General features: G+C 68.6%; 21 protein-coding genes and 4 pseudogenes. 18 read left to right on the forward strand and 7 right to left on the reverse strand.

Annotated features, from left to right (window positions below; genetic code table 11):
• Positions 1-81 precede the first annotated feature (81 nt).
• From ACFVWU_RS05630 to ACFVWU_RS05660, 7 genes and pseudogenes are all read left to right on the forward strand, one after another.
• Positions 82-831 (forward strand): class I SAM-dependent methyltransferase, encoded by a 750-nt coding sequence (locus ACFVWU_RS05630; protein ID WP_387616056.1) that lies wholly within the window; start codon positions 82-84, stop codon positions 829-831.
• Positions 828-1913 (forward strand): hypothetical protein, encoded by a 1086-nt coding sequence (locus ACFVWU_RS05635; RefSeq protein ID WP_387616059.1) that lies wholly within the window; start codon positions 828-830, stop codon positions 1911-1913. The genes ACFVWU_RS05630 and ACFVWU_RS05635 overlap by 4 nt, the downstream gene beginning before the upstream one ends.
• A gap of 54 nt (positions 1914-1967) precedes the next feature.
• Positions 1968-4430, forward strand: coding sequence for a leucine--tRNA ligase (gene leuS, locus ACFVWU_RS05640; protein ID WP_387616062.1), 2463 nt, complete (start codon positions 1968-1970; stop codon positions 4428-4430).
• 149 nt (positions 4431-4579) lie between these two features.
• Positions 4580-4816, forward strand: a pseudogene (locus tag ACFVWU_RS05645) (XRE family transcriptional regulator); the annotation flags it as partial.
• Positions 4803-5003: pseudogene (locus ACFVWU_RS05650) on the forward strand (NUDIX domain-containing protein); the annotation flags it as partial. The pseudogenes ACFVWU_RS05645 and ACFVWU_RS05650, both read left to right, overlap by 14 nt.
• A gap of 43 nt (positions 5004-5046) precedes the next feature.
• Positions 5047-6270: an IS4 family transposase gene (locus ACFVWU_RS05655; protein ID WP_387616065.1), complete on the forward strand. Its 1224-nt coding sequence runs from the start codon at positions 5047-5049 to the stop codon at positions 6268-6270.
• A 171-nt stretch (positions 6271-6441) separates the two neighbouring features.
• A pseudogene (locus tag ACFVWU_RS05660) lies at positions 6442-6717 on the forward strand (NUDIX hydrolase); the annotation flags it as partial.
• 103 nt (positions 6718-6820) lie between these two features.
• On the opposite strand, the gene aspS reads toward ACFVWU_RS05660, so the two are convergent.
• Complete coding sequence (aspS, locus tag ACFVWU_RS05665; protein WP_387616067.1) at positions 6821-8131, reverse strand: aspartate--tRNA(Asn) ligase; 1311 nt, start codon at positions 8129-8131, stop codon at positions 6821-6823.
• Between the two features lie 1469 nt (positions 8132-9600).
• On the opposite strand from aspS, the gene serS reads away from it, so the two are divergent.
• Positions 9601-10890 (forward strand): serine--tRNA ligase, encoded by a 1290-nt coding sequence (serS, locus tag ACFVWU_RS05670; protein ID WP_387616070.1) that lies wholly within the window; start codon positions 9601-9603, stop codon positions 10888-10890.
• Between the two features lie 107 nt (positions 10891-10997).
• Here serS and ACFVWU_RS05675 read toward each other — a convergent pair.
• From ACFVWU_RS05675 to ACFVWU_RS05695, 5 genes and pseudogenes are all read right to left on the reverse strand, one after another.
• Positions 10998-11135 (reverse strand): annotated as a pseudogene (locus ACFVWU_RS05675) (rRNA methyltransferase); the annotation flags it as partial.
• Positions 11136-11258: 123 nt separating this feature from the next.
• Entirely contained in the window at positions 11259-12134 is an 876-nt protein-coding gene (locus ACFVWU_RS05680) for a carbon-nitrogen hydrolase family protein (protein ID WP_387616073.1), read from the reverse strand.
• A gap of 202 nt (positions 12135-12336) precedes the next feature.
• Entirely contained in the window at positions 12337-12600 is a 264-nt protein-coding gene (locus ACFVWU_RS05685) for a DUF397 domain-containing protein (protein WP_387616076.1), read from the reverse strand.
• Positions 12597-12827, reverse strand: a complete 231-nt coding sequence (locus ACFVWU_RS05690) for a DUF397 domain-containing protein (RefSeq protein WP_387616079.1) — start codon at positions 12825-12827, stop codon at positions 12597-12599. The genes ACFVWU_RS05685 and ACFVWU_RS05690 overlap by 4 nt, the downstream gene beginning before the upstream one ends.
• On the reverse strand, positions 12824-13702 hold the full coding sequence (locus tag ACFVWU_RS05695; protein ID WP_387616082.1) for a helix-turn-helix domain-containing protein: 879 nt from the start codon (positions 13700-13702) through the stop codon (positions 12824-12826). Before ACFVWU_RS05695 ends, ACFVWU_RS05690 begins: the two co-directional genes overlap by 4 nt.
• Positions 13703-13982: 280 nt before the next feature.
• Here ACFVWU_RS05695 and ACFVWU_RS05700 point away from each other — a divergent pair, with 280 nt between their 5' ends.
• From ACFVWU_RS05700 to ACFVWU_RS05745, 10 genes are all read left to right on the forward strand, one after another.
• A complete protein-coding gene (locus ACFVWU_RS05700; RefSeq protein ID WP_387616085.1) occupies positions 13983-14693 on the forward strand; it encodes a hypothetical protein in 711 nt (236 codons plus the stop codon).
• Positions 14694-15377 (forward strand): dTMP kinase, encoded by a 684-nt coding sequence (locus ACFVWU_RS05705; RefSeq protein ID WP_387616088.1) that lies wholly within the window; start codon positions 14694-14696, stop codon positions 15375-15377.
• A complete protein-coding gene (locus tag ACFVWU_RS05710; protein WP_387616091.1) occupies positions 15374-16246 on the forward strand; it encodes an isocitrate lyase/phosphoenolpyruvate mutase family protein in 873 nt (290 codons plus the stop codon). The genes ACFVWU_RS05705 and ACFVWU_RS05710 overlap by 4 nt, the downstream gene beginning before the upstream one ends.
• A 33-nt stretch (positions 16247-16279) precedes the next feature.
• Positions 16280-16750, forward strand: a complete 471-nt coding sequence (locus ACFVWU_RS05715; protein ID WP_387616094.1) for an NUDIX domain-containing protein — start codon at positions 16280-16282, stop codon at positions 16748-16750.
• Positions 16747-17676, forward strand: coding sequence for an NAD(P)-dependent oxidoreductase (locus ACFVWU_RS05720; RefSeq protein ID WP_387616097.1), 930 nt, complete (start codon positions 16747-16749; stop codon positions 17674-17676). The genes ACFVWU_RS05715 and ACFVWU_RS05720 overlap by 4 nt, the downstream gene beginning before the upstream one ends.
• On the forward strand, positions 17673-18566 hold the full coding sequence (locus tag ACFVWU_RS05725) for a hypothetical protein (protein ID WP_387616100.1): 894 nt from the start codon (positions 17673-17675) through the stop codon (positions 18564-18566). The genes ACFVWU_RS05720 and ACFVWU_RS05725 overlap by 4 nt, the downstream gene beginning before the upstream one ends.
• Before the next feature lie 25 nt (positions 18567-18591).
• Complete coding sequence (locus ACFVWU_RS05730) at positions 18592-20445, forward strand: radical SAM protein (RefSeq protein ID WP_387616103.1); 1854 nt, start codon at positions 18592-18594, stop codon at positions 20443-20445.
• Positions 20446-20538: 93 nt separating this feature from the next.
• Positions 20539-20715, forward strand: a complete 177-nt coding sequence (locus ACFVWU_RS05735; protein WP_387616106.1) for a hypothetical protein — start codon at positions 20539-20541, stop codon at positions 20713-20715.
• A gap of 79 nt (positions 20716-20794) precedes the next feature.
• The gene (locus ACFVWU_RS05740) at positions 20795-21697 is read left to right on the forward strand and encodes an aKG-HExxH-type peptide beta-hydroxylase (RefSeq protein ID WP_387616109.1); all 903 of its coding nucleotides are present in this window, start codon (positions 20795-20797) and stop codon (positions 21695-21697) included.
• Positions 21694-22977: a serine hydrolase domain-containing protein gene (locus ACFVWU_RS05745; RefSeq protein ID WP_387616112.1), complete on the forward strand. Its 1284-nt coding sequence runs from the start codon at positions 21694-21696 to the stop codon at positions 22975-22977. Before ACFVWU_RS05740 ends, ACFVWU_RS05745 begins: the two co-directional genes overlap by 4 nt.
• 146 nt (positions 22978-23123) lie before the next feature.
• Here ACFVWU_RS05745 and argS read toward each other — a convergent pair whose 3' ends face one another.
• The gene (argS, locus tag ACFVWU_RS05750) at positions 23124-24848 is read right to left on the reverse strand and encodes an arginine--tRNA ligase (RefSeq protein ID WP_387616115.1); all 1725 of its coding nucleotides are present in this window, start codon (positions 24846-24848) and stop codon (positions 23124-23126) included.
• Positions 24849-24878 lie beyond the last annotated feature (30 nt).

Genomic DNA, 24878 nt, shown 5'->3' on the forward strand with positions numbered 1-24878 from the left:
GCCCGGATCCACTCCGCTCACCGCTGGCCCGGACGGGCAACCCCCGCCGGGCCAGCGGCGTTCCACGTTAAGGAGATGACGATGACCGGCTTTGAATTCCCGGGCGAGTACTACGAGATCATCAGAAAGGACTTCCGGAACCTGGAGGTAGAGAGCTCCTTCTTCTCTTCCTACCTGCCGGCGGCCGGTCGAGTCCTGGATCTCGGCTGCGGAACCGGGACCAACCTCCGCGCTCTCAGCGACCTCGGGTACGCCTGCACAGGCGTGGACCAGAGCGAACAATTCATCGACTTCGCCATGAAGGCCGGCGGTGATATCGAGTACGTCCACTGCAGCGCTGCCGACTACGAGACGCAGGAGCAGTTCGACCTGATCTATGCCGTATTCGTCACACTCAATTATCTCAAGCGTGACGAGCTCGGAAGGCTACTGGCGAAGGTGCGAGGATGGCTGCGGCCGGGCGGGCGATTCGTTGTAGACATCGGTCACATGTTGAACTTCGCCGACAGCTATCAGCCCTATATCGTCGCCCATCACAGGCATGAAGGCATTCTGATCACGCGGCTCATTCGGCACGCGGTGAATGCGCACACCGCCAACTGGAGGCACGAGGAGACCATCCTGGTCCGGGAGGCGGACGGACGGGTCTCAATGTATGACAACTTCTTCGACCAGATGGCGCTGACCGCCCCGGAGCTTCGCCAACTGCTGAAGGAAGCTGGCCTTACGGTCACCGAGGAGTACGGGAGCTTCCGAAAGGAGATTCCGTCGCCTCGCGGGAAAGGCCACCTCATATTTATCGCCGAATCCGTTGACGGCACAAGCTCATGACCTTGAGGATCAGCTCGGGGTTTCCCACCGGCAATGGGATTGTCCATCAGGTTGGGACGCGCGAGTTCGTCATTGATCGTGATCTTCGAGACTCAACTGGGGATCGTTGGTACTGGCATGTGCGGCTGAATTCGGAGCGCGATACCGTGGTGCGCATTCGCTTGGCGCGACCACTACTGATTGGCCAGTTCGGGCCAGTCGTCAGCAGGGCGGAGTCTCGTAGCTGGCTTTGGGAATCAGCGGGACCTGACTGCGCTTTCGAAGTCCCCCTGCAAGGCCAGACAGTGACGGGGCTCTCGGCAACCATGCCATACGGGCCTCGGGAACTCGGGGCGTTCCGCGCCGGACTGGGGGCCTCTGCCAGTTGGCGGATCCTGACGCGCAGTGAAGGCGGCCGCAATGTTCCATTGCTTATCGTGCCCAAGCCGAAGTCGAAGTTCCTCGTGCTTCTCACAGCCCGGCATCACGCCTGCGAGGCCATGGCTTCGTACGTGCTGGAGGGGGCGGTCAGTGAATTCATTAGACTGCGGCAAGCAGGAAACCGTATCGCCTCCCAGTGCGAACTAGCGGCACTGCCTATCATGGATGTGGATGGCGTCGCAAATGGTGATCAAGGGAAGGCTAGAGAGCCCTGGGATCATAATCGGGACTACGGCGACTTAAGTGTGTATCGATCCGTATCTGCTCTGCGCGAGATGCTGGCTGCTGACAGCCGGGCAACATTCGCGCTCGACTTGCACACACCCGGTCTTCGTGGACCTATTGAAGAAGTTCCGTATGTCGTCTTCTCTGGTGACCCCGGCGACTATGAAATAGCCAATGGCTTCTTGGCGACACTCAAGTCACTGCCCGATGGTCGGAGTTTCCAGGAATCCAGTCTGCTACTTTTCGACCAGGAATGGAATTCCTTCTCGTCTCGTTCTGGGCAGTGCTGCTCAGCTTGGCTTCGGAGTCGGAAGAATACCCGCGTCGCGCTCACCATCGAGTACCCGAACGCAGTTGATCAAGGTGTTCCAGTGACCGTCGATCGAGCCAGGATGTTTGGGGCGCTTTTGCTGCGAACACTCACCGCCCTGATGTGATACAATGCGCGCCATCTCTATGGCTCGGCAAGTTCGTTGCGAATTAGGATTCCAATGACCGAACTCAACCCACCGCAGTTCGACCCTCGTGCGATCGAAGAGCGCTGGCAGAAACTCTGGCGGGAGGAGCGGACGTGGGAAGTATCGAACACGTTAGCTGCTGACAAAAGGGCGTACGTCCTTGAGATGCTGCCCTACACGAGCGGAGAGCCGCACGTAGGCCACCTCAAGAACTACGCGGTCGGCGACGCAGTGGCTCACTTCCTGCGCCGGCAGGGCTACTACGTCTTGCACCCGATGGGCTTCGACGCCTTCGGGCTGCCGGCAGAGAACCACGCGATCCGCACCGGGAAGCACCCCCGAATCTCCACGGACGAGTCGATCGCCTCCTTCCGTGAGCAGTTCAAGCAGTGGGGTATCTCCATCGACTGGAGCCGGGAGATCAGCACCCACCAGCCGACCTACTATCGCTGGACGCAGTGGATCTTCCTGCAGCTCTTCAAGGCAGGCCTGGCGTACCGCAAGCGGTCCGCCGTCAACTGGTGCCCATCCGACGCCACGGTGCTGGCAAATGAGCAGGTGGTGGACGGGCAGTGCGAGAGGTGCGGCAGCCTGGTCGAACTCAAGCAGCTTGAGCAGTGGTTCTTCCGGATCACCGACTACGCCGAGCGGCTGCTGAACGACCTCGACGGTCTTGACTGGCCAGCGCACGTCAAGAGCATGCAACGTACGTGGATCGGACGATCGGAAGGCGCAAGCGTCACCTTCCGGTGCGCCGAGGCGGATAGCGAGATCCAGGTCTTCACCACGCGGCCCGACACACTGTTCGGGGCTACGTTCATCGCACTGTCCCCTGAGTACCCGGACCTTGAGCGCCTCACCAGTGGGACACCGGAGGAAGCAGCGGTCCGCGAGTACGCCAACGCGGCTCGCCGCGCGGGACACAGCGACCGCGGGAACGACGAGCGGCCGAAGACGGGCGTTGTCACCGGCCGGCATGCCATCCATCCCCTGACGGGCAACAAGATCCCCATCGTGGTGGCGGACTACGTGCTCATGGAGTACGGAACCGGCGCGATCATGGGCGTGCCCGCGCACGATGAGCGCGACTTCGACTTCGCCCAAAGGCTCAGACTCCCGATCCAGCCTGTCATCGGCCTTGCCGACGGCGCGACGCCCGAACTTCCGTACGCCGGCGAGGGTGTTGTCATCAACTCTGCCGAGTTTGATGGCGTGCCCAGCCGAGACGCAGGCGCACAAGTCACGGCCAAGCTCACTGACATCGGGCAGGGCGAGGCCGTCGTCAGCTACAAGCTCCGCGACTGGCTCCTGTCCCGGCAGAGGTACTGGGGCTGCCCCATCCCCATCGTGTACTGCGACGGATGCGGACTGGTTCCAGTCCCTGAGGACCAACTCCCTGTCCCGCTCCCCGATGTCGAGGACTATGCCCCCAAAGGCAAATCTCCTCTGGCCACCGCTGAGGACTGGGTCCACACCGAGTGCCCGCAGTGCGGCGGCCCGGGACGCCGGGAGACGGACACCATGGACACGTTCGTCGACTCGTCCTGGTACTACCTGCGGTACTGCGACCCGAACAACAGCAACGAGCCGTGGAGTAAAGAGGCGGCGCGCGCGTGGATGCCGGTCGACCAGTACATCGGCGGAGTCGAGCACGCCATCTTGCACCTCCTGTACTCGCGCTTCCTGTGCAAGGCACTCGCCGACCTCGACTTCCTCCCCGTGCAGGAGCCCTTCGGCACGCTCTTCACGCAGGGGATGATCACCAAAGACGGCGCGAAGATGTCCAAGTCCAAGGGCAACACCGTGTCACCGAGGTCGATCGTCGAGAAGTACGGTGCTGACACGGGCCGCTGCTACGTCCTGTTCATGGGCCCCCCGGAGCACGGTGCAGACTGGTCCGACGAGGGACTGGAGGGTGTTCACAGGTTCTTCAAGCGGGTCTGGAGGTACACCGACCAAATCACGAGCGCCGGCTCTGACTTGATCGGCACAGCCGTGGACCCCGAGCGTGATCTCGCCCTGCGGCGGAAGACAGCCTGGGCCATCCAGAAGGTCACCGAGGACATGTCCGGGCGGTTCGCCTTCAATACCGCCATTTCCGCGCTGATGGCGCTGTCCAACGACTGCAGTCGGGCCTTGCAAGACGGCATCGCGAAGAAGACCGTGACCGAGGCGGTCAGCACCCTGGCATCGCTCCTGCTGCCATTCGCACCCCACGTCTCCAGTGAGATCTACCACCGGCTCACCGGAAAGCGCGTGTGGGAAGAGCCGTGGCCGGTTGCGGACGAGTCACTGCTTCGGTCGGAGACGATCACGCTCGTCGTCCAGATCAACGCGAAGACGCGAGCCGAGATGAGCGTTCCAGCGGATGCTTCCGAGGACGAAATCCGTCAAGCAGTCCAGGCTCTTCCCTTGGTCCAGCAGGAGGTCGAAGGCCAAAGCATCAAGCGAATCATCGTTGTACCAGGTCGACTGGTGAATGTTCTGATCGCTTAGCGGTGCTGGCTACCAGTGCCGCAGACGGCGGCACTGGTAGCCAGCCGCAGAACCGGATGTCCCTTCAACCGGGGCCCAACCCATAGCAGTCGAGGATGGGGTGTCCGAGGGGTCATCCGCTGACAACGGCTGCTGCATAGTTGTTGCCAGAGGTGAGGCTCCACGACACCACGCTGTACAACTCCCTCTTCCGCTACGACGGCAACCTGCTGGTCAACCCGCACATCTTCGGCCAGCCGGCCAGCGCCAACCCTCTGCTCCACCTCAAGCGAGTGGACGCCACCGGCTGGTTCGACAACTACGCTCAGAGCTTCGAAGCTGTCTGGGCCGACGCGCGGCCCTGGATGCCCGACCGGGAGGGGACCGCCGCACATGGGCAGGACTGAGTACTACAACGACCCCAACGCCCCCAAGGCCAACGCCCTTATCCCCGCCAGCAATCTGCTCGTCGTCGACGACTCCGGCGCCATCCTGCTGCAGCGCCGCCGGGACACGGGCCAGTGGGCGCTGCCCGGCGGCGCCCAGGACATCGGCGAGACCGCCGCCGAGTGCGCGGTGCGCGAGTGTCTAGAGGCAATGCCGGTGACTTTGTGGTCCGTTCCTCGTTGGTTGTGGTGTGGCGAGGGTGGGGCAGGTCAAGTCGCCTGCGGGTGAGCGGTTGTCGGATCGGATCGCGATCGGGGTGTTGACCCAGGCGTTTCCGCCGGGTCTGGTCGATGAGGTGATCGCCGAGACCGGGCGGGGCGAGAAACGCAGCCGTTTGCTGCCGGCGCGGGTGGTCGTGTACTTCGTCCTGGCGATGTGCCTGTTCTTCGGGCAGGGCTACGAGGAGGTCGCCCGGCTGCTGGGCGAGGGGCTCGGGGACGGGCGGCGGTCGTGGCGGGTGCCCACGACCGCCGCGATCGGGCGGGCCCGCCGGCGTCTGGGCCCGGAGCCCTTGCGGCTGCTGTTCGCGCGGGTGTGCCGTCCGGTGGCGGTGCCCGGGACAGTGGGTGCCTGGTACCGGCGCTGGCAGCTCGTCGCGGTGGACGGCACCACGCTGGACCTGGCGGACACCGAGGCCAACGACGCCTTCTTCGGCCGGCCGGGATCCGGACGCGGGAGCAGCGCGTTCCCGCAGGCCAGGCTGGTCGGGCTGGCGGAGTGCGGCACCCACACCGTGTTCGGCGCCGCGTTGGGGCCGCTGTCGGTCAGCGAGCAGACCCTGTCCCGGCAGTTGTTCGCCCACCTGAGGGCGGGGATGCTGCTGCTGGCCGATCGCGGCTTCTACGGGTTCGAGCTGTGGCAGCAGGCCCGGGCCACCGGCGCGGACCTGCTGTGGCGGGTCAAGAAGAACGCGGCGCTGCCGGTGACGCGCATCCTCGACGACGGCTCCTACCTCAGCACGATCCACGCCGAACAGGACCGTAAGACGCGCCGCAACCCGGTGACCGTGCGAGTCATCGAGTACACCCTGGCCCGCACCGGCGAGGCCACCCTCTACCGCCTGGTCACCACCCTCCTGGACACGCGGGAGGCACCGGCCGCCGAACTCGCGGCACTCTACGTCCAGCGCTGGGAGATCGAGACCACCCTGGACGAGATCAAGACCCACCAGCGCGGCCCCCGGCTCGTCCTGCGCTCCAAGTACCCGTGGGGAGTCGAGCAGGAGGTCTACGGCCTCCTGCTCGTCCACTACGCGATCCGACAGCTGATGCACCAGGCCGCCCTGCACGAGGGCATCGACCCCGACCGCCTGTCCTTCACCCGCAGCCTGCGCGTCGTACGCCGCCAGGTACCCGCCCAGGCGGGACTTTCCCCCCGGCAGACTCGCCAGGGCACTCACCCGCACCCTGGCTGAAATCGCCGAACGCCTGCTACCCGAACGCCGCCAGCGAACCTGCCCCCGCGTCATCAAACGCAAGATGTCCAACTGGCCCCTCAAACGCGCCCAACACCGCAACTGGCCACCACCACAACCGGCAACAGCCACCATCACCCAGCCATCAACAACCCAAAGTCACCGGCATTGTGTCTAGAGGAGACCGGCATTCAGGCCGAGATCACCGGTTTCCTCGGCGTCTACACCAACCCGAACCACATCGTCGCCTACACCGACGGCGAGATCCGCCAGCAGTACGAGAACACCTACATCGGCCGCCCGATCGGCGGCGAGCCCACGATCAACGACGAGGCCGATGGCGTCCGCTTCGTCCGGCCCGCCGACCTGGACCAGTACGACATCCACCCGAGCATGTGCCAGCAGATCGGCGACTACCTCGCCGGCGCCTACCCCTACTTGGGCTGAGCCAGCAGTTCCGTCTCCACAGACTTGCCCAATGGCCGCTACCGAGACGGCGTCCCACGACACGAGGTTCCTGCCCGTGTCGTGGGACGCGGCCGCAACCGGGTTACGGAGTGAGTCGGTTCGGCCCGCGGAACAGGAAGGTCGCCTCGCGGATCGAGGGCAGGCCGAGCATGGCCATCAGCACCCGGCCGAGGCCCATGCCGAGGCCCCCGTGCGGCGGGCACCCGTAGCGGAACGCGTTGAGGTAGTCCTGCATCGGCTCCGTGCTCATGCCCTTCTCGGCGGCCTGCTTGAGCAGCACGTCGTACCGGTGCTCGCGCTGCGCGCCGGTGGTGACCTCCAGGCCCTTCCACAGCAGGTCGAAGCTCAAGGTCACACGTGGGTCATCGGCAGGCCGCATGTGGTAGAAGGGCCGGATGCCGACCGGGTAGTGCGTGATGAACACGAACTCGTGCCCGGTGGCCTCCTTGATGTGGGCCGAGACACCCCGCTCACCCTCCGGGTCCAGGTCTTCCTTGACCCCTGCCGGGTCCCAGCCGCCCTTGCGCAGGATCTCCTGCGCCTCGGCCATGGTGAGGCGCGGAAAGGGCGTCGTGGGCACGGTGACCTCGACGCCGAAGTGCTCCGCGATCGCCTCGCCGTGCCGGTCGGCGACCTTGGCGATCGCGTGGGCGAGCATCCGCTCCTCGAACGCCATCACGTCCTCGACCCCGTCGATCCAGGCCAGCTCCACGTCGACGCCGGTGAACTCGGTGGCGTGCCGGGAGGTGAACGACGGTTCGGCGCGGAAGACCGGCCCGATCTCGAAGACCCTGTCGACGCCGGCCGCGATCGCCATCTGCTTGAAGAACTGCGGCGACTGCGCCAGGTAGGCGCTGCGACCGAAGTAGCCGAGCTCGAAGACCTCCGCACCGGACTCCGAGGCGGTGCCCATGAGCTTGGGGGTGTGCATCTCGGTGGCACCCTGCGCGTAGGCGTACTCCCGCATGCCCTGTTCGAGGGTGGTCTGCACCGCGAACACCAGCTGGGTGGCGGGACGGCGGCGCACGTCCAGGAAGCGCCAGTCCAACCGCTGCTCCAGGCCGGTGTGGTCGTCGATCGGCAGCGGCGTAGCGGCCGGGTTCAGGACCTCGACCGCCTCGGGGACGATCTCCAGGCCGCCGAGCTTGACCTGGGCCGCGTCGACGACGCGGCCGGTGATCCTCACGGCTGACTCGGCTGTGAGTGCTTCGAGCCGGGCCTCCAGGGGCCCGTCGTCACGCCTGTGGGTCACCTGCACCATGCCGGTGTTGTCCCGCACGATGACGAACTGCATCTTGCGCTGCAACCGGAGGGCGTTCACCCATCCGCAGACGGAGACGGTACGGCCGACGTGTTCTCGCAGGTCGGAGACGGGTACGCGGCTGTGGATCATTGCGGGTCCTCCGAAGGACATCGTCATGATCCCTTGGGAGTGCGGGCGAGAAGGGCAACTCGCGGTACCACCGCACTTTCGCCGCCACACAGTGGCGGCCTCATTTCGGCCCGGTGACGGGGGCCGGCCGGCGGGGCATTGGACCACCGGGCGGTGGCCGTTCCTCCCCGCGCTCAGGAGGGTCTTCGCCTCGGGGCGCGAGACCGCCTTCCCAGCTTCCGGCGGCTCTCTCTGCTCGCGTGATCCCTGGCTACTCGTCTCCATCAACGCGTTGCCCAGCAGGATACGGAGCGTATGGCAGCGATGGCAATCAAGAAACTCACGTGGATGGGTGAACCTGCCGTGAGCTCGACCGTGCACGGGCGGTGGTCGCCGATTCCGAGGAGCTCACCCCACGGCTCGAACGGTGCCGGGCTCCCCCAGTTGGGGGACTCCCAGGGCACGGGGTCGGTGCCCGCAGGGGTCAGCTTGTGTACTCGGCGGTGCGCGGCGCTGAGCCGGTGGCCGGTGCGGCAGGCGGGCTGGTGTGCTGGGATGAGTTTCGCTTGGCGGCGGCCTCCTTGGGGAGCTGGTACCCGCTCGCACGGGGGGTTCGGCAATGGGGCACGTGGGTGCGGTTGTCTCGGTCGCGACCGCGGCGGGCGTGGTTGCCTCCGGGGGCGAGGACGGCACCATCCGGGTCTGGGACCTCGCATCGTGTGAACTGCTCCACGCGTTCAACGCCTCCACCACGTCGACAGCCTGACCATCCTCGAGCAGGACCAGCTGCTGTGGCAGGACTTCCTGAATCACCAAGTCACGGCCGCACCGCTCCAGGCGCCCGTGACGGCGGCACACACATCATCTTCGCCGCCCAGCCTCGGGTAACTGCAGGTGACCCTCGCGTCGGGCACGGCAGTGGGAGTAGCTGATCGCGATGTCGCCGGCGTCGATTTCATCGGGGTGGAGGACGTCCCTGGATGATGGGCTGGTGAGGCTCAGGGCAGGGGCTGTGAGAGCGGGTTCGTAGTCATGGGGTTCTCTTAGCCGACACGGCGTCGCTGATGGATCAGCTCCGTCTGGCGGTAGCAGTGTGGCCACGGAGTACCGGCCAATCATGCGACTGTCCGGACTACGGCCCAGCGAATCTGACTACCCCGCGGGCGGCGATTCTTCGTTGCCGGTCATAACCGGCCGTTCTATCCTCTCTGGCAACGCGCTGACGGAGACGAGTAGCCGCAGGAGAACGCGAGCCGAGAGAGCTGCCAGTAGCTGGAAAGGCAGCCTCGCGTCCTGAGGTGAATCCACTCCCGAGTGCGGGGAGGAACGACCGTTCGCGGTCCAATGCCCCGCCGATTCGCTCCCGTTACCGAGCTGTTGAGGCCGCCGCCCCCAGGTGGTGGCGAAGGCGTGGTGGCACCGCGAGTCCCCTTCTCGCCCACGCCCCCAAGGGATCAGGTCGAACTCCGACTGATCGATGGGACTTTCAGATGCTGGACATCACGTTGCTCCGGGAAAACCCTGAGCGCGTCGAGCGCGCGCTGGCGAAGCGCGCGACCTACGTAGACCTAACTGGCTTCCTCGCCCTGGACGAGACCTACCGGCGCTGCAATTCCGAGGTGGAGCAACTGCGTGCCGAGCGCAAGCGAATCTCGCGCGAACTCGCGCAACTGCCGCAGGCGGAACCGGGCGCCCTCGCCAAACGCGCCGAGGCGACGGACCTCGGCACGTACCTGGCTGCTCTCGAGGAACGGCTCGCCGCACTCGGCGAGGAGCGCCAGGCGTTCCTCGACCAGTTGCCCAACCTCCCCGACGAGGACGTTCAGGCCGGCGGCAAGGAGCAGAACGAGGTCATTCGCGAGCACAGCACCCGGCCCGAGTTCGACTTCCAGCCGCGCGACCACGTCGAGCTCGCCCGCCGTCTGGGGCTGATCGACTACGAGCGCGGCGTGAAGCTCAGCGGCGCCGGCCACTGGGTCTACCGGGGCAATGGCGCGTTGCTCGAATGGGCACTACTCAACTTCTTCGTCGAGACCCACCTCCGTGACGGCTACGAGTTCATCCTGGCGCCGCACCTGCTGACCTACCAGGCCGGCTACACCGCGGGCCAGTTCCCCAAGTTCGCCGACGACGTCTTCGCAATCGAGCAAGGGCCGGCCGGACCCCAGCGCTTCCTGCTGCCCACCGCAGAGACGGCGCTGATTAGCCTTCACCGCGACGAGGTGCTACCCGAACCAGACCTGCCCCGACGGTACTTCGCCTACTCGCCCTGCTACCGACGCGAGATCGGCGGCTACCGCAGCACCGAGCGCGGCACCCTGCGCGGCCACCAGTTCGACAAGGTCGAGCTGGTCCAGTTCACCCGCCCTGACACCTCGGACGCCGCGCACCAGGAACTACTCGTCAAGGCCGAGGAACTGGTCGGTGCACTCGGTCTGCACTACCGGGTGACTCGGCTGGCGGCCGGCGATACCAGCGCGGCGATGGCCAAGACCTTCGACGTCGAGGTCTGGCTGCCGAGCATCGATGCCTACGTCGAGGTCAGCTCGGTCAGCAACGCCCGCGACTACCAGGCCCGACGCGGCAACATCCGCTACCGCCCGGCCACCGGGGGCAAAGCCGCGTACGTACACACCCTCAACGCCTCGGGCCTGGCCACCAGCCGCCTGCTCCCCGCATTGCTCGAGCAGCACCAGCAGCCGGACGGGACAGTCACCGTCCCCGAGGTCCTGCGCCCGTGGCTCAAGACCGATCGGCTGATCCCCACAACACCGCGTTGATCGTGACAGGTGCCGAAGACCTGCGGCGCACCGCCATTGACCGCTGGAGCCACCACACGATCGCCGTGACGTGTGCCATCACGGGCAGCACCTGGGCCTGACCTCGGTCATCGCGAGTGCTTCCCGGCGGCGATCCGCTGCCGGGAAGCCTCGTACAGGACCGCGGTCGCCGCACTCGCCGCATTCAGCGAGCTGGCCGCCCCGGTCAACGGGATGGTCACCGTGTAGCCGCACAGGTCCCGCCACAACTCAGCCCGGACTGCTGGCCACGAGCATCTGGCCGTCCACGACCTCGCGCTCACGGTCACGATCAGACCGTAGGAGCGAGGTGGGCAGGAGAACCGAACGGTTCCGGTAGCGGCTCGGGCTCAGAAGGTCGTGCGGGCGTCGCTGCGGGGGTCGTCGGCTGGGATCCGCTGGTCGTAGAGCCCAGCTCGGGCTATACGTCGCCACGGGCGGGCGTAGCGAATGGCGGTCTCGATGTCCCTGTCCTGCGAGTCGAGGTCGATGTCCGCGACCGCGAGGGCGGGATTGCCATCCGCAGGACAGCGAGCTAGCCACCGTCCACCGGGCCCCACGATCCCGGCGGGCACCGTGGTGCTGAACTGCGCCGGGACGGAGTAGCCGAGCCAGTAGCTGTAGATCGTCCCGTACGCCTGGGCGATGCGAGCCCGGGGTGCGTCGTCCACCATCACCGACAGCAGGACGCAGTCGACGTCCATGCGCTCGTACTCGGCGAACACTTCCGGGAAGTTGGCCTCGATGCACAGAGCGTTGCCGAACCGGATGCCGTCCACCTCGAAGACGAGCGGCTGCTGTCCCGGGGAGTATAGGAAGGAGACCTCAGTGTCCGAGAGGAAGCGCTTGTCATACCGTGCGACCAGACAGCCGCAGTCGGAGATGACGTAGAGGCTGTTGTGCGGCCGATTCGGCGGCGTGAGCGGGTGGATCGACCCGAACACCGTCCACAGGCCGAGCTTCCCCGCCAGTGCGGCGATCGAGTCCGCTTCCTCGCGCAGCACATTCCACGCCGCGCGGCTCCAGTCGGCCGGAACCAGGCTGCCGGCTGGCCCGGCCGCCATCACGTGCTTGCTCGGGTAGACGAGCGCCCCCTCGGGGAACTGGACCAGCCGCGCGCCTACCCCGGCGGCCTTGACCATCAGGGCCCGGATCTCTTGCCCGGCCGCCCGAAGTGCTCGTTGCTCAGTGGGGTCTTCCGGCACCGTGCTCTGCGCGACCGCCAACCGCAATGTCCTCGCCACTCCGTGGACGGTACGGCACGTTCAGGTCCACGACCAGACGCACGGTGCTCATGGCATGGTTTCCGGGAGTGATCGCCGCTCGTTCGGCGGTGTGAAGTGCTGGCCGCCCGTTCGGCTGGCCGTGGTGACCCCACTTCACTCAGCCGACCGACACGGCCGGCCAAGCGTCAGCCGTCGCGGTTGGCTATGCCGCAGATGCCGGGACGAGCCCCATGTCGGCGTCGAACTCGCCGTCGGCGAGGCCCAGCAGGAAAGCCTTCCACTCCTGGGCGTCGTATCGCAGGACGGTGTCCGGGTTGGCCGAGTGTCGGAGGGCCACGGCGCCTTCTGGGAGGAACGCGACTTCCAGGCGGTCGGCCGGATCGCTGCCGGGCGCCGCCAGCCACACCACGGTGCTGAGGTCGAGGGCGTAGAGGGCCGCCTTGGCAGTTCCTGCGGGGTGGCTCATACCGCGACCAGCCCGCCGACGAGGAGAGCAGCGGCGAAGTCCCGCATCGACTGGTTGCTGGTCCTGATTGGTTCGATCTGGAGGTTCTTCGAGTCGCGGATCGCGACCGCAGGGAGCGTCGGCACCGGGGCAAGCTCCACGCATTGGCCGTTGTTGGCCGTGTACGTGCTCTTGTGCCAGCTGGCTCCGGTGAGGGGGGCCGCGTACAGCTCCGTTGCATTGATCATTCTGATGCCAGTTTTCTCTCGGTCTGCTCGATCAGTTCGAGGCTCTCGTCGACGCTGAGGGCTGTGGCGCCGAGGTAATTGGACAGGCGGTGGATACGCCGCAGACCCAGTGCATCGTCAACGAAGACGCTACCAGTCACGTGCTCCGCGAACGCGGCCTCCGGGGCCCTCTGCCCTTCGTTCGTGAAGGTGCTGAACGCTCCGGTCAAAGTTCCCTCCTCGCCCTTACTGAAGGGGATCACGCGGAGATCGACATTGGGTAGGGCCATCATCGCGCGGAGGTGGCACAGCTGCGCAGCCTGGACGGCAGGGCCGCCGACGTGGAATTCGATGGCGGCCTGGGTGATCACACCGGAGAACCGCAGAGGTTCGGCCTCGTGCTGGATTCGGCGCTGGCGGCGCATCTTGACCTCGACGAGGCTGTCGATCTGGTCGGGGCCGAGTGCGGCGAAGCCGACGGCGGTGACCGCGCGGGCGTAGTCCTCGGTCTGTAGCAGGGAGGGAATGTAGACGGCCTGGTAGTCGAACACCTCGGCCGCCTCGTGCTCGTAACGGATGAACTCGGCGTACCGCGAGCTGAGGACATCTGCGTAGGCGTCCCACCACATGCTGGTCCGCTTGCGTCCGCGTTTGAAGAGCGCCTCCAGGTGGCTGCGCTCTTGGTCGGGGACCTGGAACAGCTCCATCAGGGCGTCGAAGTCGTCGGAGGTAGCGCTGCGCTGTCCGGTCTCGATGCGGGTGACCTTGGAGACGCTGCACCCGAGGACAACCGCGACGTCTGCGGCGGTGAGGTCGCGGTCTTCGCGCCTGCGCCGTATGTCGGCGCCGAACTGCCTGCGTGCGGTGGCCGGGCTGCTCGGGATGGTCGCTGCCATCTGGTCCCTTCCGAGGTCGAGGCTCGCCTTGTCTGGCCAGGGTAGGCCACCTTCGCCCGGTCGCGGACAGTGTATGCGGGCGTTGCTGTTCATATGACTGGCATCAGGACTGGCAAATTGCCAGTCACATGCTTGACGCGGCGTCACTGAACGCGGGACGCTACCGATGTGACGCAGTGCACTCCCGGCGTTCCGGAGTGCTATCGCTGCGTGCCCTCGGTTTGCCTCGGAGAGGACACCCATGGCTCTCGAACACCCGTCGCCCCCATGCCCGGCCGCAGTGGCCGATAGCTGGGAGCGACTCGCGGACGGCCTGATCGTCCAGCGGATCCACCTCCACCGGAGGGAGCTGGAGGACGCCGTCGACAAGGGGGCCGCCGAGTGCGGCCTGCCCGCGCAGGCCGCACCGCTCGCGCTCATCAGCCGGCCGGCCCCGCCGCCGGACGCGGCCTTGCCGGTCGTCGCGGCGGCCGGGCTCCTGCCCTTCGTCACCGTCCCCCAGCAGATCGGCCGCGCCACGGACACCGGCCCGCTGGCCGCCCCGGCCCGCAGGGTCGCCCAGGCGCTGACGGCCGACGGCCTGGAGGAAGCCGTCGCCCAGGGCATCGAGGCGGTCTGTGACGCGTCCGCCTGGTGGGTCGGGGCGTTCGGCGTGCTGCGGCACCTCGGCGGCCACCACGTCCACATCGACGACGACGTCACCGACATCGTGGCACTGCCGCCCCTCACCGACGCGACCCGCGCGGTCGCCCTCGGCGCCGCGACCCGCGTCCTGCGACGCCGCCTCCAGCGCGCCGGCGACAGCGACCCGCGGCTGCGGACCGCCTACTGCCGCGCCGTCACTGAGGCCATCGTGACGGAGGCCGGCATGCCCGCCCTCCTGGAGAGCCTCGGCGAGCTGCGCCTGGTGGACCTCGTCGCCAACGCGCTCCCGTGGCGCGGCCAGTTCCTGAAGTACCGCAGCGGCCTCGGCGCCGGGCAGGTGGAGTAGATGAACAGCGACAACCCGCACCCGTGCTTCCTCGTCGTGGTCGAGGGGCTCGACGGCACCGGCAAGACCACCCTGCGCAAGGGCCTGTTCCGGCTCATCGAGAGCCTGTACGGCACGACCCCGCTGTCGATCCTGACGACGAACTGGCTCGACCCGAGCGTCGCCGCTGACCTGGAGGAGGGCAAGTACCGCCCCAGCGAGGCGAACCGGTCCCGCTACCTCGCGGCCCTGCGCGCCGACAAGCGGGCCTCCGTCGAGCAGCTGGTCCTGCCCGCGCTGCGACACCGGCCGGTGATCGCCGACCGGTGGCTCCTGTCCGAGCTGGCGTTCTTCGCCGTCAAGCACGGCGCCCCGACGAAGGAGACGTACGCCGCGCTGGAGGACGCCATCGCCGTCCGGGCAGACCTGACGCTCCTGCTGGAGCACAGCCCCGAAGGGGCGATGGCCCGGGCCGCGAGCCGCTCGGGCGACGCCGTGCGCGCGGACTGGGACGTCCTGGACGTCCAGACCCGGGTGCGGCACACGTACGACGAGGTCGCAGCCGACCCGGCCGCCTTCCCCAAGCTCGGCCCGGTCGTCCGCATCGACGCCGCCCTGGACCGCGCCGGCGTCCTGGCCGCCGCCTGGAGTGCCCTGCGCGAGCACCAGCTCCTGCCCGCGCTGCCCCTGAAGGAGACCACGTGAACACCACCGCCCTCTCGCCGATAGCCCGACCGCTCGCTGCGGCGATCCACAACGCCATTGTTAACGGGCGCCCGGTGCGGGCGGTGGGCGCCGCGAACGCGCTCGCCGCCAAGATCGCCGCCGACAGTGGGTTCGATGCCCTGTGGGTGTCCGGTCTGGAGGTCTCCACCGCGCTCGGACTGCCGGACGAGAACGTCCTCGGCCCGCGTGACCTCACGGACGCGGTTCTCACCCTGCGCCGCGCCACGGACCTACCGGTGATCGTCGACATCGACAACGCCGGCGGAGCCGTCGGCACGGCGGGTCGCTTCGCCCTGGACCTCGCCCGGGCCGGAGCCAGCGCCGTCTGCCTGGAGGACAGCGCCTACCCCAAGACCAACTCCTTCTCGCTGCACCGCGACCAGGGCCTCGCCGACCTCGACCTGATCCGCGCACAGCTCAAGGAGATCCGGGCCCAGGCCGGACGGCAGACGTTGCTGATCGCCCGCACCGAGACGCTGATCTGCGGCGGCTCGCTCGCCGAGGCCGTCGCCCGCGCCGATGCGTACGTGGCGGCCGGCGCGGACGCCGTCCTGCTGCACTCCAAGGACGAATCCGGCGAGCAGGCGTTGAGCGTCGCGAAGGCGTGGCCGGGGCTGGCCCCGCTGGTGAGCGTCCCCACCGCCTTCCCGCACCTGGGGCCGGACGAGCTCGGTGCGGCTGGCTACGCACTGATCATCTACGCCAACCAGCTCAGCCGGGCCGCGATGGCCGCGATGCGCGAAGCGGCCGACCACTTCCACGCCACGGGCGCCTTCGACACGGCGCGCCTGGCCAGCGTCCAGGACCTCCTGCAGGTCGCTGACCCCGCCGCCCGCGCCTGTCTATAGCCGCCCACCACCAAACGGAAGGAGGAGCCCAGCATGACGGAACTGCCCAAGATCAGCGTCTCGGTGAAGGCCGCGATAGTTCACGACGACGAGATCCTGCTGCTGTCCTACGACGACAGCGACGACGGCGGCGACTTCCACTACAACCTGCCCGGCGGCAAGGCCGTCGAGGGGGAGTCGCTGCGCGACGCGGTCGTGCGCAAGGTGCTGCAGGAGACCGGCCTGAACGTGCGCACCGTCCGGGAGCTGTTCGTTGTCGAGTACGTCCCCGGACAGTACGGCTTTGACCTCGGCAACCAGCACAAGACCCAGCACAACTTCCTCGCCGAGATCACCGACGGCAACACCGTGCCCCGCATGTCCGACCCGATCGACCCGATGCAGGTCGGCTTCGAATGGGTACCCCTGGCCGACCTGTCCGGAAAGCACCTGCTGCCGAACGTGAACCAGCCGCTCCTGGATGCGCTCGCCCACCCCCGGGACATCCTGGTGGACCGGTGGTGAGCGCCCCGGCCGCGAGCCGGCCGACCGCCCTGATCGTGGCTGGCGCCACCGACCGGAGCACGCTCGCCCAGGCACTGCCCGACTGGACCGTGCGCAATGCCGACAGCATCGAGGCCGCCGACGACACCACCACCATGGTGGTCTTGCGCTCCGGCGTGCGCCTGGGCGCCGACCAGCTCCGGCACCTGCCGGCGCTGCGACACGTCATCCGCGCGGGCTCCGGCCTGGACGGCCTGGACCTGCCGGAGCTGGCCAGCCGCGGAATCTCGGTGCACCGCAACCCCGCCCCCGCCGCCGACTCCGTCGCGCAGTGGGCGCTCGCGGCAATCCTGTCGCTGGCCCGGCGCATCCCGCTCGGGCAGTCGGCCCTCGCCGCGGGCGTGCACCTCAAGGCCGGCTGCCTGACCCGCCCGCTCACCGAGGCCCGGCTCGCGATCTGGGGCGCGGGACCGATTGGCCAGGCGTGCGAGGGCGCCCTGGCCCCGCACGTCGGCGAGATCGCCTACGCGGCCCGACCCAGCATTCCCGCTGGTATCCACCAGCTCCCGGCCACCGCCCTCACCGAGTGGGCCGACATCCACCTGGTCGCCCTGCCCGGTACACCCGAGAACCAGGGCGCCTTCGGTCCCGCCTTCCTGGCATCTGCCCGCGAGCGCCGCCCGATGCTGGTGTGCGTCGGCCGCCTCGCCACCCTCGACGTACCGGCCTGCCTGGAAGCCCTCGACGAAGGAAACCTCGCTGGCCTCGCCCTGGACCCCGTCGAACGCGAGGACATGCGCCTGCTGCCCCGCGGCGGACCGCCGCGCAACCTGATCGCCACCCCGCACATCGGCGCACAGCGCACCGACGTCCGCGACCGCCTGGACACCTGGGTCGCCACCACCGCCCGCACCGCGGCCGACCGGTACGAGCAGGTGAGCCCATGACGCCCTGGCACGCCGAGCGCCTGCGGATCGCCCACGCCACCGCCGCGGTGCTGGCCGCCGAACACCCGGGCGTGCAGATCCGGCTCGAAGGCGCCCTCGCTCACGGCCTCGCTCACGCCCGCTCCGACATCGATCTACGGATCGTCACCCCCGCCGGGCGACCGCTTCGGGTGGTCTCGCGAACGGTCGACGGAATCCGCGTCGACCTCCACACCAGCACCGCCGAAGACCTCAGCGAACTGCGAGGCCTCCTCGCCTCCTTCGACCTGCCCCGCGAGGGCGACGTCGCCGCCTTCCGCACCGTACGGCGACACCTGACCGACCTGACGACCCTGCGCACCGCCGTAGTCCTCGACCATGGCGAGCAGAGCCCGGTGCTCGACAAGAACGAAGCGGACCTCTACGCCCGGTGGGCACTGGCGGACCGCGTCCAGGCCGCGATCAGCCTGACGGAGGACCTGCTCGGTCTCATTGAGGCTCGTCAGCGCCTCGCCGAGCAACTCGTCTGGCAGCACCTGGCCGTGGTGGTCGCGCAGGCCGAGGCAGCCGCAGCAGGGCAGCCGCTGCTGGGGGACAAGTGGCTGCCCGCCCTGCTCGGTCTCGCCACCGGCCCCGGCCACGCCCCGCGACCCATCCCCGCGCTGCCCGACACCAACCGGCCCTACGGCGCCGAGGCCGCCTTCCGGGCGGTCCAGGGACGGCTGTGCGAAGCCCTGACCGCCCGCTGGGGCGTGCCGGAACCCGGAGACGCCGTCCTCGACCCGGCCCGGTCGGGCCTGGGCTGGCTGCCCCAGCGGTGCAGCGACGGCTGGGCCCTGCAGCGCGGCGACGACCTCGTCCCGCTCAGCCCCGCCCAGTTCCACGCCTGGGCGGCCATCGCCCGCTCCTAACCACCCCTATCGGCCGGAGGCACCCATGCCGGACACCACCACACGCACAGAGCCCGCCGGCCTCGACTCCCTGTGGCTCACCCTGGAGGACACCGCCGCCGACACCGCCGTCTCGGTGATCCTCAAGCTGCGCGGCGAGACCTGCGACGCCGACTGCCTCTACTGCTTCGAGAAGCGCAAGGAGGCCCCGGGCGGAGCCGTCATCACCCGCGAGCAGATCCGCAAGCTCGGCACGCTCTTCCCCGGCCGCCGGCTGGTCGTCGAACTCCACGGCGGCGAGCCGCTCACCGTCGGCCAGGACGCCATGGCCGAGATCCTCGACGAACTCGCCGCCCAGCCCGCCGTCCTGCGCGTCCACCTGCAGACCAACGGCATGCAGCTCGACGACTCCTGGCTCGACCTCTTCGAGAGGCACTACCCGCAGCTGGGCATCGGGATATCCCTCGACGGCGACGAGAAGGGCAACTCCTGGCGCCTCGGCTACGACGGGCAACCGATCTACCCGAAGATCGCCGCCGCGCTCCACCTCCTCGCCCGACGCGGGCGCACCTGCGGCGTCGTCACCGTCGTCACCCCGAGAGTCCTGGACCGGGCCGCCGAGATCATCGACCACATCGCCTCGTTCACCGCGGTGACCGCCATCAACCTGGTCCCGGCGTTCGACAGCTCGACCATCACCGCGACCGCCTCCGCCTCCCGCCGGACACCCACCAGCCGCGTCCTGCAGCAACAGGCCATCACCGAGCGGGGACCGGCCTGGGCCATCACCCCCGACCAGTACGCCCGGTTCGTCCTGCAGGCCGCCGCCCACTGGATCACCGCCGGCCATTACCGCCGTATCAAGCTCGACCCCGTCGTCGCGGTGATCCGGCAGCTCCAGGGCGTCGGAGGAGACCACTGCCACTTCTCCAACCTGAAGTGCTCCCACGTCTTCACCGCCTACCCCCACGGCCGCTTCGGCTCCTGCGACGAACTCCCCTGGCCCGCCGCCCGGCTCCTGCCGCTCACCGCAGTCGGCGAACAGCAGATCACGGCCGCCCAGCACACGAACACCCTGCTCACCGACGGGCGAGCCATGATGGCTAAGTGCCTCACCTGCCCCTACCGGGCCGTGTGCGGCGGTGGCTGCACCGCGACCCGCTGGCGCATGCTCAAGTCGACCGGCAGCGACGACGCCTACTGCGAGCACCGCGCCCGGCTGGTCGACGGCGTCGCCGCCCTGCTCGCCGCACCCGGCCACCCGGCCGGAGCTCTGTGCCGAACCGCCCACTGGCGGCGCCACACCGTCAACGAGATGGCCGACGCCGACGCCTTCCTCGCCCGCTGGGACGACCCCGACGCGCCTCGCCCGCCCGCCCGGCTGGTGACCAGCGAGCACGGAAACATCAACACGGTCGGCCTGCCCGGCATCCACGAGGCCGACGACCTCGACCCCCTCCACCCCCAGTGGTCGGACGGCATCGAACCGCGCGTCAAACCCCTCCTCGCCGCCGTGACCGGCAGCTGGCGGGCTGTCACCTACGACAGCTGCGAAGGCCACCGCCACCACGGCACCGAAGAGCCGCCGTCCCCGTTCCGCGTCGGCCTGCTGCCGCGCAGCCCCGCCGAGTACGGAGCGCTCGCCGCCCGCGCCTGCCACACCGTCACCCGCGCCGCCCCGTACCTGCCCACGGGGCTGGCGCTCCAGCTGATCCACACCGACCTCGCCAGCACGGCCACCGGAAGGACCCACCGCACCATCGAGATCCGGCTCGTCCCCGCCGACGGCGACTGGGACGCCTACTTCGCCGGCCTCGACCAGGGCGCCCGCGTCCTGATCCACGCCGCCCGCCACGCACCGGCCCTCGACCGCTGCCCCTGCGAGCGCGACACCCCCTGAACCCGCCCGCACCCGTGCGGGCGAAGGCGATGCACGCGAGACGGCCGCTCGCCCACCGCCCGACCATCACCACCCCGACAGAAAAGAGGACCCATGGACCACATCACCGGCTTCCTCGCCGCCGTCGACGAGCTGCGCGGCCAGGACGCCACCGTCCGCACCACGGCTCACACCTCGCGCGTCTCCGCCGAGGGCTGGCCCGCCGCCGACGACGCGCCGGTCACCGCCGAGGACGGCGAGGGCGCCGTCGAGGAGAACCACACCGTCTGAACCACCTGACCTGGGGCCGGGCCGCCATCCCCGACCGGCGGCCCGGCCCCAGCCACCACCAGCGACAGGAGGAATCCCCATGGCCACCCCCGTCCAGCACAGCGGCTTCCGCTTCACCCCCACGGACCGCCTGCACCCACGGCGCGTCCAGCGAATCCGCGACCTCGCCGCCACCGCACTGGCGCCGGCGGCGGAGCACGCCTTCGCCTACGCCACCGCGCACCACTACCTCGAAGGTGCCGACGCCGCCGCCCGCGCCGGAGACCACGACCTCTTCGCCTGGTACACCGCACACCCCGACGCCGGCGCCCACGCCCTCGCCACCCCCACCGCCGTCGGCAACTGCGTGGTCATCGCCCCCGAGCAGCTCATCACCTCGCCGATCTCCGACACCCCGTACTACCTCCTGAACCCCTACACCCGACCCGCCCCGGGCGGAGACCAGGAACTCGCCCGCGCCGCCTACGCCGTGGCCGACGACACTGGCTTCGGCGACCTCTTGGCCGGCCACGCCCGCATCCTCGCCTTTCTCGGTCACAAGCAGTACAACGACACCTTCGACAGCTGGACGATCAGTCGCCTGCCCGGCACCGTCTTCGTCGACCACGTCGCCGACCCGGCTGCCCTCGCCCGCGACCTCATCCACGAAGCCGGCCACAACTGGCTCAACGACGCGCTCGTCGCCACCGGCTGCAAGCTCGACGACCAGGCCCTGTTCCACTCCCCGTGGAAGCGCACCCTGCGGCCCGCGTACGGCTTCCTCCACGCCTGCTGGGCCTTCCCCCTCACCATGATCTACACCGCCCGAGTCCTGGACCGCACCGACGGCGCCAGCCGCAGGTTCCTCACCTCCTACCTCGACCTCCAGCGAACCTTCCTCGCCGACACCGGCCCCGACCACGCCCGAGCCCTCGCACTCATCCCCGACGAGGACCTGCGCGAGCACCTGCACGTTGTGCACCAGCAGGCCATCCAGCTGTGAACGCAGGCACCCCCGGCCTGTCGGTCCTGGTCCACCGCCCCGGCGAGAAGCCCCAGCGGTGGACCACCGGCCTGGCCAACCTCGAAACCTCCACCCCCATCACCACGGACACCGCCTTCATCGCCGGTTCCACCGCCAAGCAGATCACCGCCTACCTGGTGACCGAAGCAGCCGCCGCTGGCGCCCTGCGCCTTGACCAGCCGGTCGCCGAACTCGCGCCCGCCGTGCGCGTGCCCGGCGTCACCATCGCCGACCTGATCACCCACAGGTCGGGCCTGCGAGACACCGAGTCCCTGCTCCCGTTCGCCGGCCTGCGCGACCTCGACCACTACACCGCCGACGACCTCCTCGCCCTCGCCGCCCGCCAGCAGCATCGTGCCGTTCCCGCAGGCCAGTTCCTCTACAGCAACACCAACTACCTGCTCCTGGCCCGGATCCTGCAGACGGTCCACGGAGCCACGCTCGACGACCTCGCCCGCGACCGCGTCTTCGTCCCCCTAGGGATGGATGCCACACGCTTCAAGCACGACCCCCGCGACGTCATCCCCAACGCCGCGAGCGCCTACCGGCCCACCGCTTCCGGCTGGCAGCACACCGCCCAACCGGCACCCCTTTCCGGAGCCGGATCGCTCTCCACCACCCCTGACGACCTCAACCGCTGGCTCGGCCACCTCCACCAGCTCTGGAACCGGGACGCCGGACACCTGCCCTTTCAGCACGCGGTCCGCTACGGCCCCAGCGACCACAACCCCTACCTCTACGGCGCCGGGCTGTACGCGGACCCCCGGCCCGGCCGCCGCAGCGTATTCCACGCCGGGCACGAACACGGCTTCTCGGCCACCGCCCACCTCACCGCCTCCGGCACCCGGGTCGTATGCCTGTCCAACCACGCCAGCCTGGACGCGGCCCGCGTCGCGGCACCCGTGGCCGCCGCACTCAGGTCGGCCGCCCTCGACCTGCCAGCCCTACTGGCCGGGTACCTCGCGGACACCGGCAACAGCGTGGAATCCGGCTCGCGTTCGGACCCGGCCGACGACCGAGCGCACGTCGAGGTCGGCACGTACGCCTGCCTGGAAGTCCCGGGGACACTCCGGCTCACCCGCACCAGCAGCGGGCTCCACTTGTGGCGGCTGGGCACCCAAGACCAGCTCGCCCAGACCGGTCCACGGACCCACGTCGGCCCCGGCTACCGCATCACCCTCGACCACGGCTGGCCGGCGACGTCCTTCCGGCTGGACCTGCAACGAGCCCCCGGGCTGCTCTACCGGCAACGCGACTAGGCGCCAGGCTGATGCTCGCTACCCGAGCACGGGGTCGGCTGAACGTGATCAACGACTGCCTAACTGGGCTCAGCACCAAATCCGATACTGAGCCCAGCTATCAACTGGTGCCCTGCCCCACCCCGGTAGCCGGTGGGGCAGCTGCGTCACATCTGATTGGGCGCGTCGATCCCGAGCAGTTCCAGGCCGAGCTCCAAGGTCCGCGCGGTGAGGGCGCACAGCGCCAAGCGGCTCTGCCGGATGTCACCCTCGGCACGGAGCACATGGCACTTCTCGTAGAACGACGTGAAGGTGCTGGCCAGCCCGTAGAGGTAGTGCGCGAGCCGGTGGAACTCCAGGTTCTCTGCGACCTCGGAGATCAGGGTGCCGAAGCCGAGCAGCTCCAGTGCGAGGGCACGCTCGGCCGGCTCCGCGATGACCAGTGTGTCGATGGTGCGGTCGGGCTCGATCCCGGCGCGCCGGAAGATCGAGCAGATCCGGGCCCGCGCGTATTGCAGGTAGGGGGCGGTGTTGCCCTCGAACGAGAGCATCCGGTCGTAGTCGAAGACATAGTCCTTGAGGCGGTCGGTCGACAGATCGGAGTACTTGACCGCGCCGGTCCCCACAGCCCGCGCAACGGCGGCACGGGTCTCCTCGTCCAGCTCCGGGTTCTTCTCCGCGATGACGGCGGAGGCCCGGATGATCGCCTCCTCCAGGAGGTCGACGAGCTTGACGGAGATGCCGGCGCGGGTGCGTAGCATCTTGCCGTCACTGCCGAGGATCGAGCCGTGGCCGATGTGCTCGGCACGGGCCGGCGGGGCGAGCCAGCCGGCCTCGCGGGCCGTCTCATAGACCATCGCGAGGTGCTGGTGCTGGGGCAGACCAACGACGTAGAGCAGCCGCGTGGCGTGCAGGTTCCTCAGGCGATGCCGGATGGTGGCAAGGTCCGTGGCGCCGTAGCCGAACCCGCCGTCGCCCTTCTGGACGATGATCGGTAGCGGGTCGCCGTTGCGGTTGAGGTAGTCGCCGGGGAAGACGCACTTGGCGCCTTCACTGTCACGGAGCAGCCCGAGCTCGTCCAACTCGTCCAGAACCGATTGGAGCTGGTCGTTGTAGTAGCTCTCCCCGAAGAAGTCATCCTCGTTCAGGCGCACGCCCAACATGCTGTAGACGGTGAGGAAGTACTTCTTCGATTCGTCGACCAGAGTGCGCCACAGGCGCAGCGTGGTCTCGTCCCCACTCTGCAGCAGAACCACGCGCTTGCGGGCCCGGTCCTTGAAGGTCTCGTCGGCGTCGAACTTGGTGCGAGCGGCCCGGTAGAAGCCGTTGAGGTCGCCCACGGACAGCTCGTGGGCGGCCTCGGACTCGCCGATGTCCAGGAGGTGTTCGACGAGCATGCCGAACGGCGTGCCCCACTCTCCGATGTGGTTCTGGCGGATCACCGTGTGCCCCCGCCATTCGAGCAGGCGCACGGCGGCGTCGCCGATGATCGTCGACCGGAGGTGGCCGACGTGCATCTCCTTGGCGGCGTTCGGGGCCGAGTAGTCGATAGTGATCGTCTCGGGGGCCTCGGCCTGCGAAACGCCCAGGCGGTCGTCATCGAGCGTGTCGGCCAGCAACTGGCCGAGGACGTCGTCGGAGATGGTCAGGTTGATGAAACCCGGCCCGGAGATCCCCACGGACGAGCACAGGTCGTCGAGCTTGGCCTTTGCGACCACCTGCGCGGCGATCTCGCGCGGGTTGCCGCCGATCTTGCGGACGAGGGGCAGGGCGGCGTCGGACTGGAAGTGTGCGTGCTGGGATCGTCGGAGGAGGGGGTCCACGGAAGTTCCCGCCACTGCCTCGAACGCCGATTTGAGCCGCTGACCCAGCAGCTCTTCCAGGTTAGCCATTTCAAAAATTTAGCCGAGCCGAAGGAGAAG

It is taken from the genome of Kitasatospora sp. NPDC058190, from assembly GCF_042883685.1.
In the GTDB taxonomy this organism is placed as follows: domain Bacteria; phylum Actinomycetota; class Actinomycetes; order Streptomycetales; family Streptomycetaceae; genus Kitasatospora.

Excerpts from the sequence above, each read along its gene's own strand:
- leuS (WP_387616062.1), top strand. The coding sequence starts at position 1,968 with ATGACCGAACTCAACCCACCGCAGTTCGACCCTCGTGCGATCGAAGAG.
- ACFVWU_RS05740 (WP_387616109.1), top strand. The coding sequence starts at position 20,795 with ATGGCCACCCCCGTCCAGCACAGCGGCTTCCGCTTCACCCCCACGGAC.
- argS (WP_387616115.1), bottom strand. The coding sequence starts at position 24,848 with ATGGCTAACCTGGAAGAGCTGCTGGGTCAGCGGCTCAAATCGGCGTTC.
- ACFVWU_RS05715 (WP_387616094.1), top strand. The coding sequence starts at position 16,280 with ATGACGGAACTGCCCAAGATCAGCGTCTCGGTGAAGGCCGCGATAGTT.
- ACFVWU_RS05685 (WP_387616076.1), bottom strand. The coding sequence starts at position 12,600 with ATGAGCCACCCCGCAGGAACTGCCAAGGCGGCCCTCTACGCCCTCGAC.
- ACFVWU_RS05630 (WP_387616056.1), top strand. The coding sequence starts at position 82 with ATGACCGGCTTTGAATTCCCGGGCGAGTACTACGAGATCATCAGAAAG.
- ACFVWU_RS05635 (WP_387616059.1), top strand. The coding sequence starts at position 828 with ATGACCTTGAGGATCAGCTCGGGGTTTCCCACCGGCAATGGGATTGTC.
- ACFVWU_RS05705 (WP_387616088.1), top strand. The coding sequence starts at position 14,694 with ATGAACAGCGACAACCCGCACCCGTGCTTCCTCGTCGTGGTCGAGGGG.
- ACFVWU_RS05725 (WP_387616100.1), top strand. The coding sequence starts at position 17,673 with ATGACGCCCTGGCACGCCGAGCGCCTGCGGATCGCCCACGCCACCGCC.
- ACFVWU_RS05690 (WP_387616079.1), bottom strand. The coding sequence starts at position 12,827 with ATGATCAATGCAACGGAGCTGTACGCGGCCCCCCTCACCGGAGCCAGC.
- ACFVWU_RS05695 (WP_387616082.1), bottom strand. The coding sequence starts at position 13,702 with ATGGCAGCGACCATCCCGAGCAGCCCGGCCACCGCACGCAGGCAGTTC.
- serS (WP_387616070.1), top strand. The coding sequence starts at position 9,601 with ATGCTGGACATCACGTTGCTCCGGGAAAACCCTGAGCGCGTCGAGCGC.
- ACFVWU_RS05730 (WP_387616103.1), top strand. The coding sequence starts at position 18,592 with ATGCCGGACACCACCACACGCACAGAGCCCGCCGGCCTCGACTCCCTG.
- ACFVWU_RS05735 (WP_387616106.1), top strand. The coding sequence starts at position 20,539 with ATGGACCACATCACCGGCTTCCTCGCCGCCGTCGACGAGCTGCGCGGC.
- aspS (WP_387616067.1), bottom strand. The coding sequence starts at position 8,131 with ATGATCCACAGCCGCGTACCCGTCTCCGACCTGCGAGAACACGTCGGC.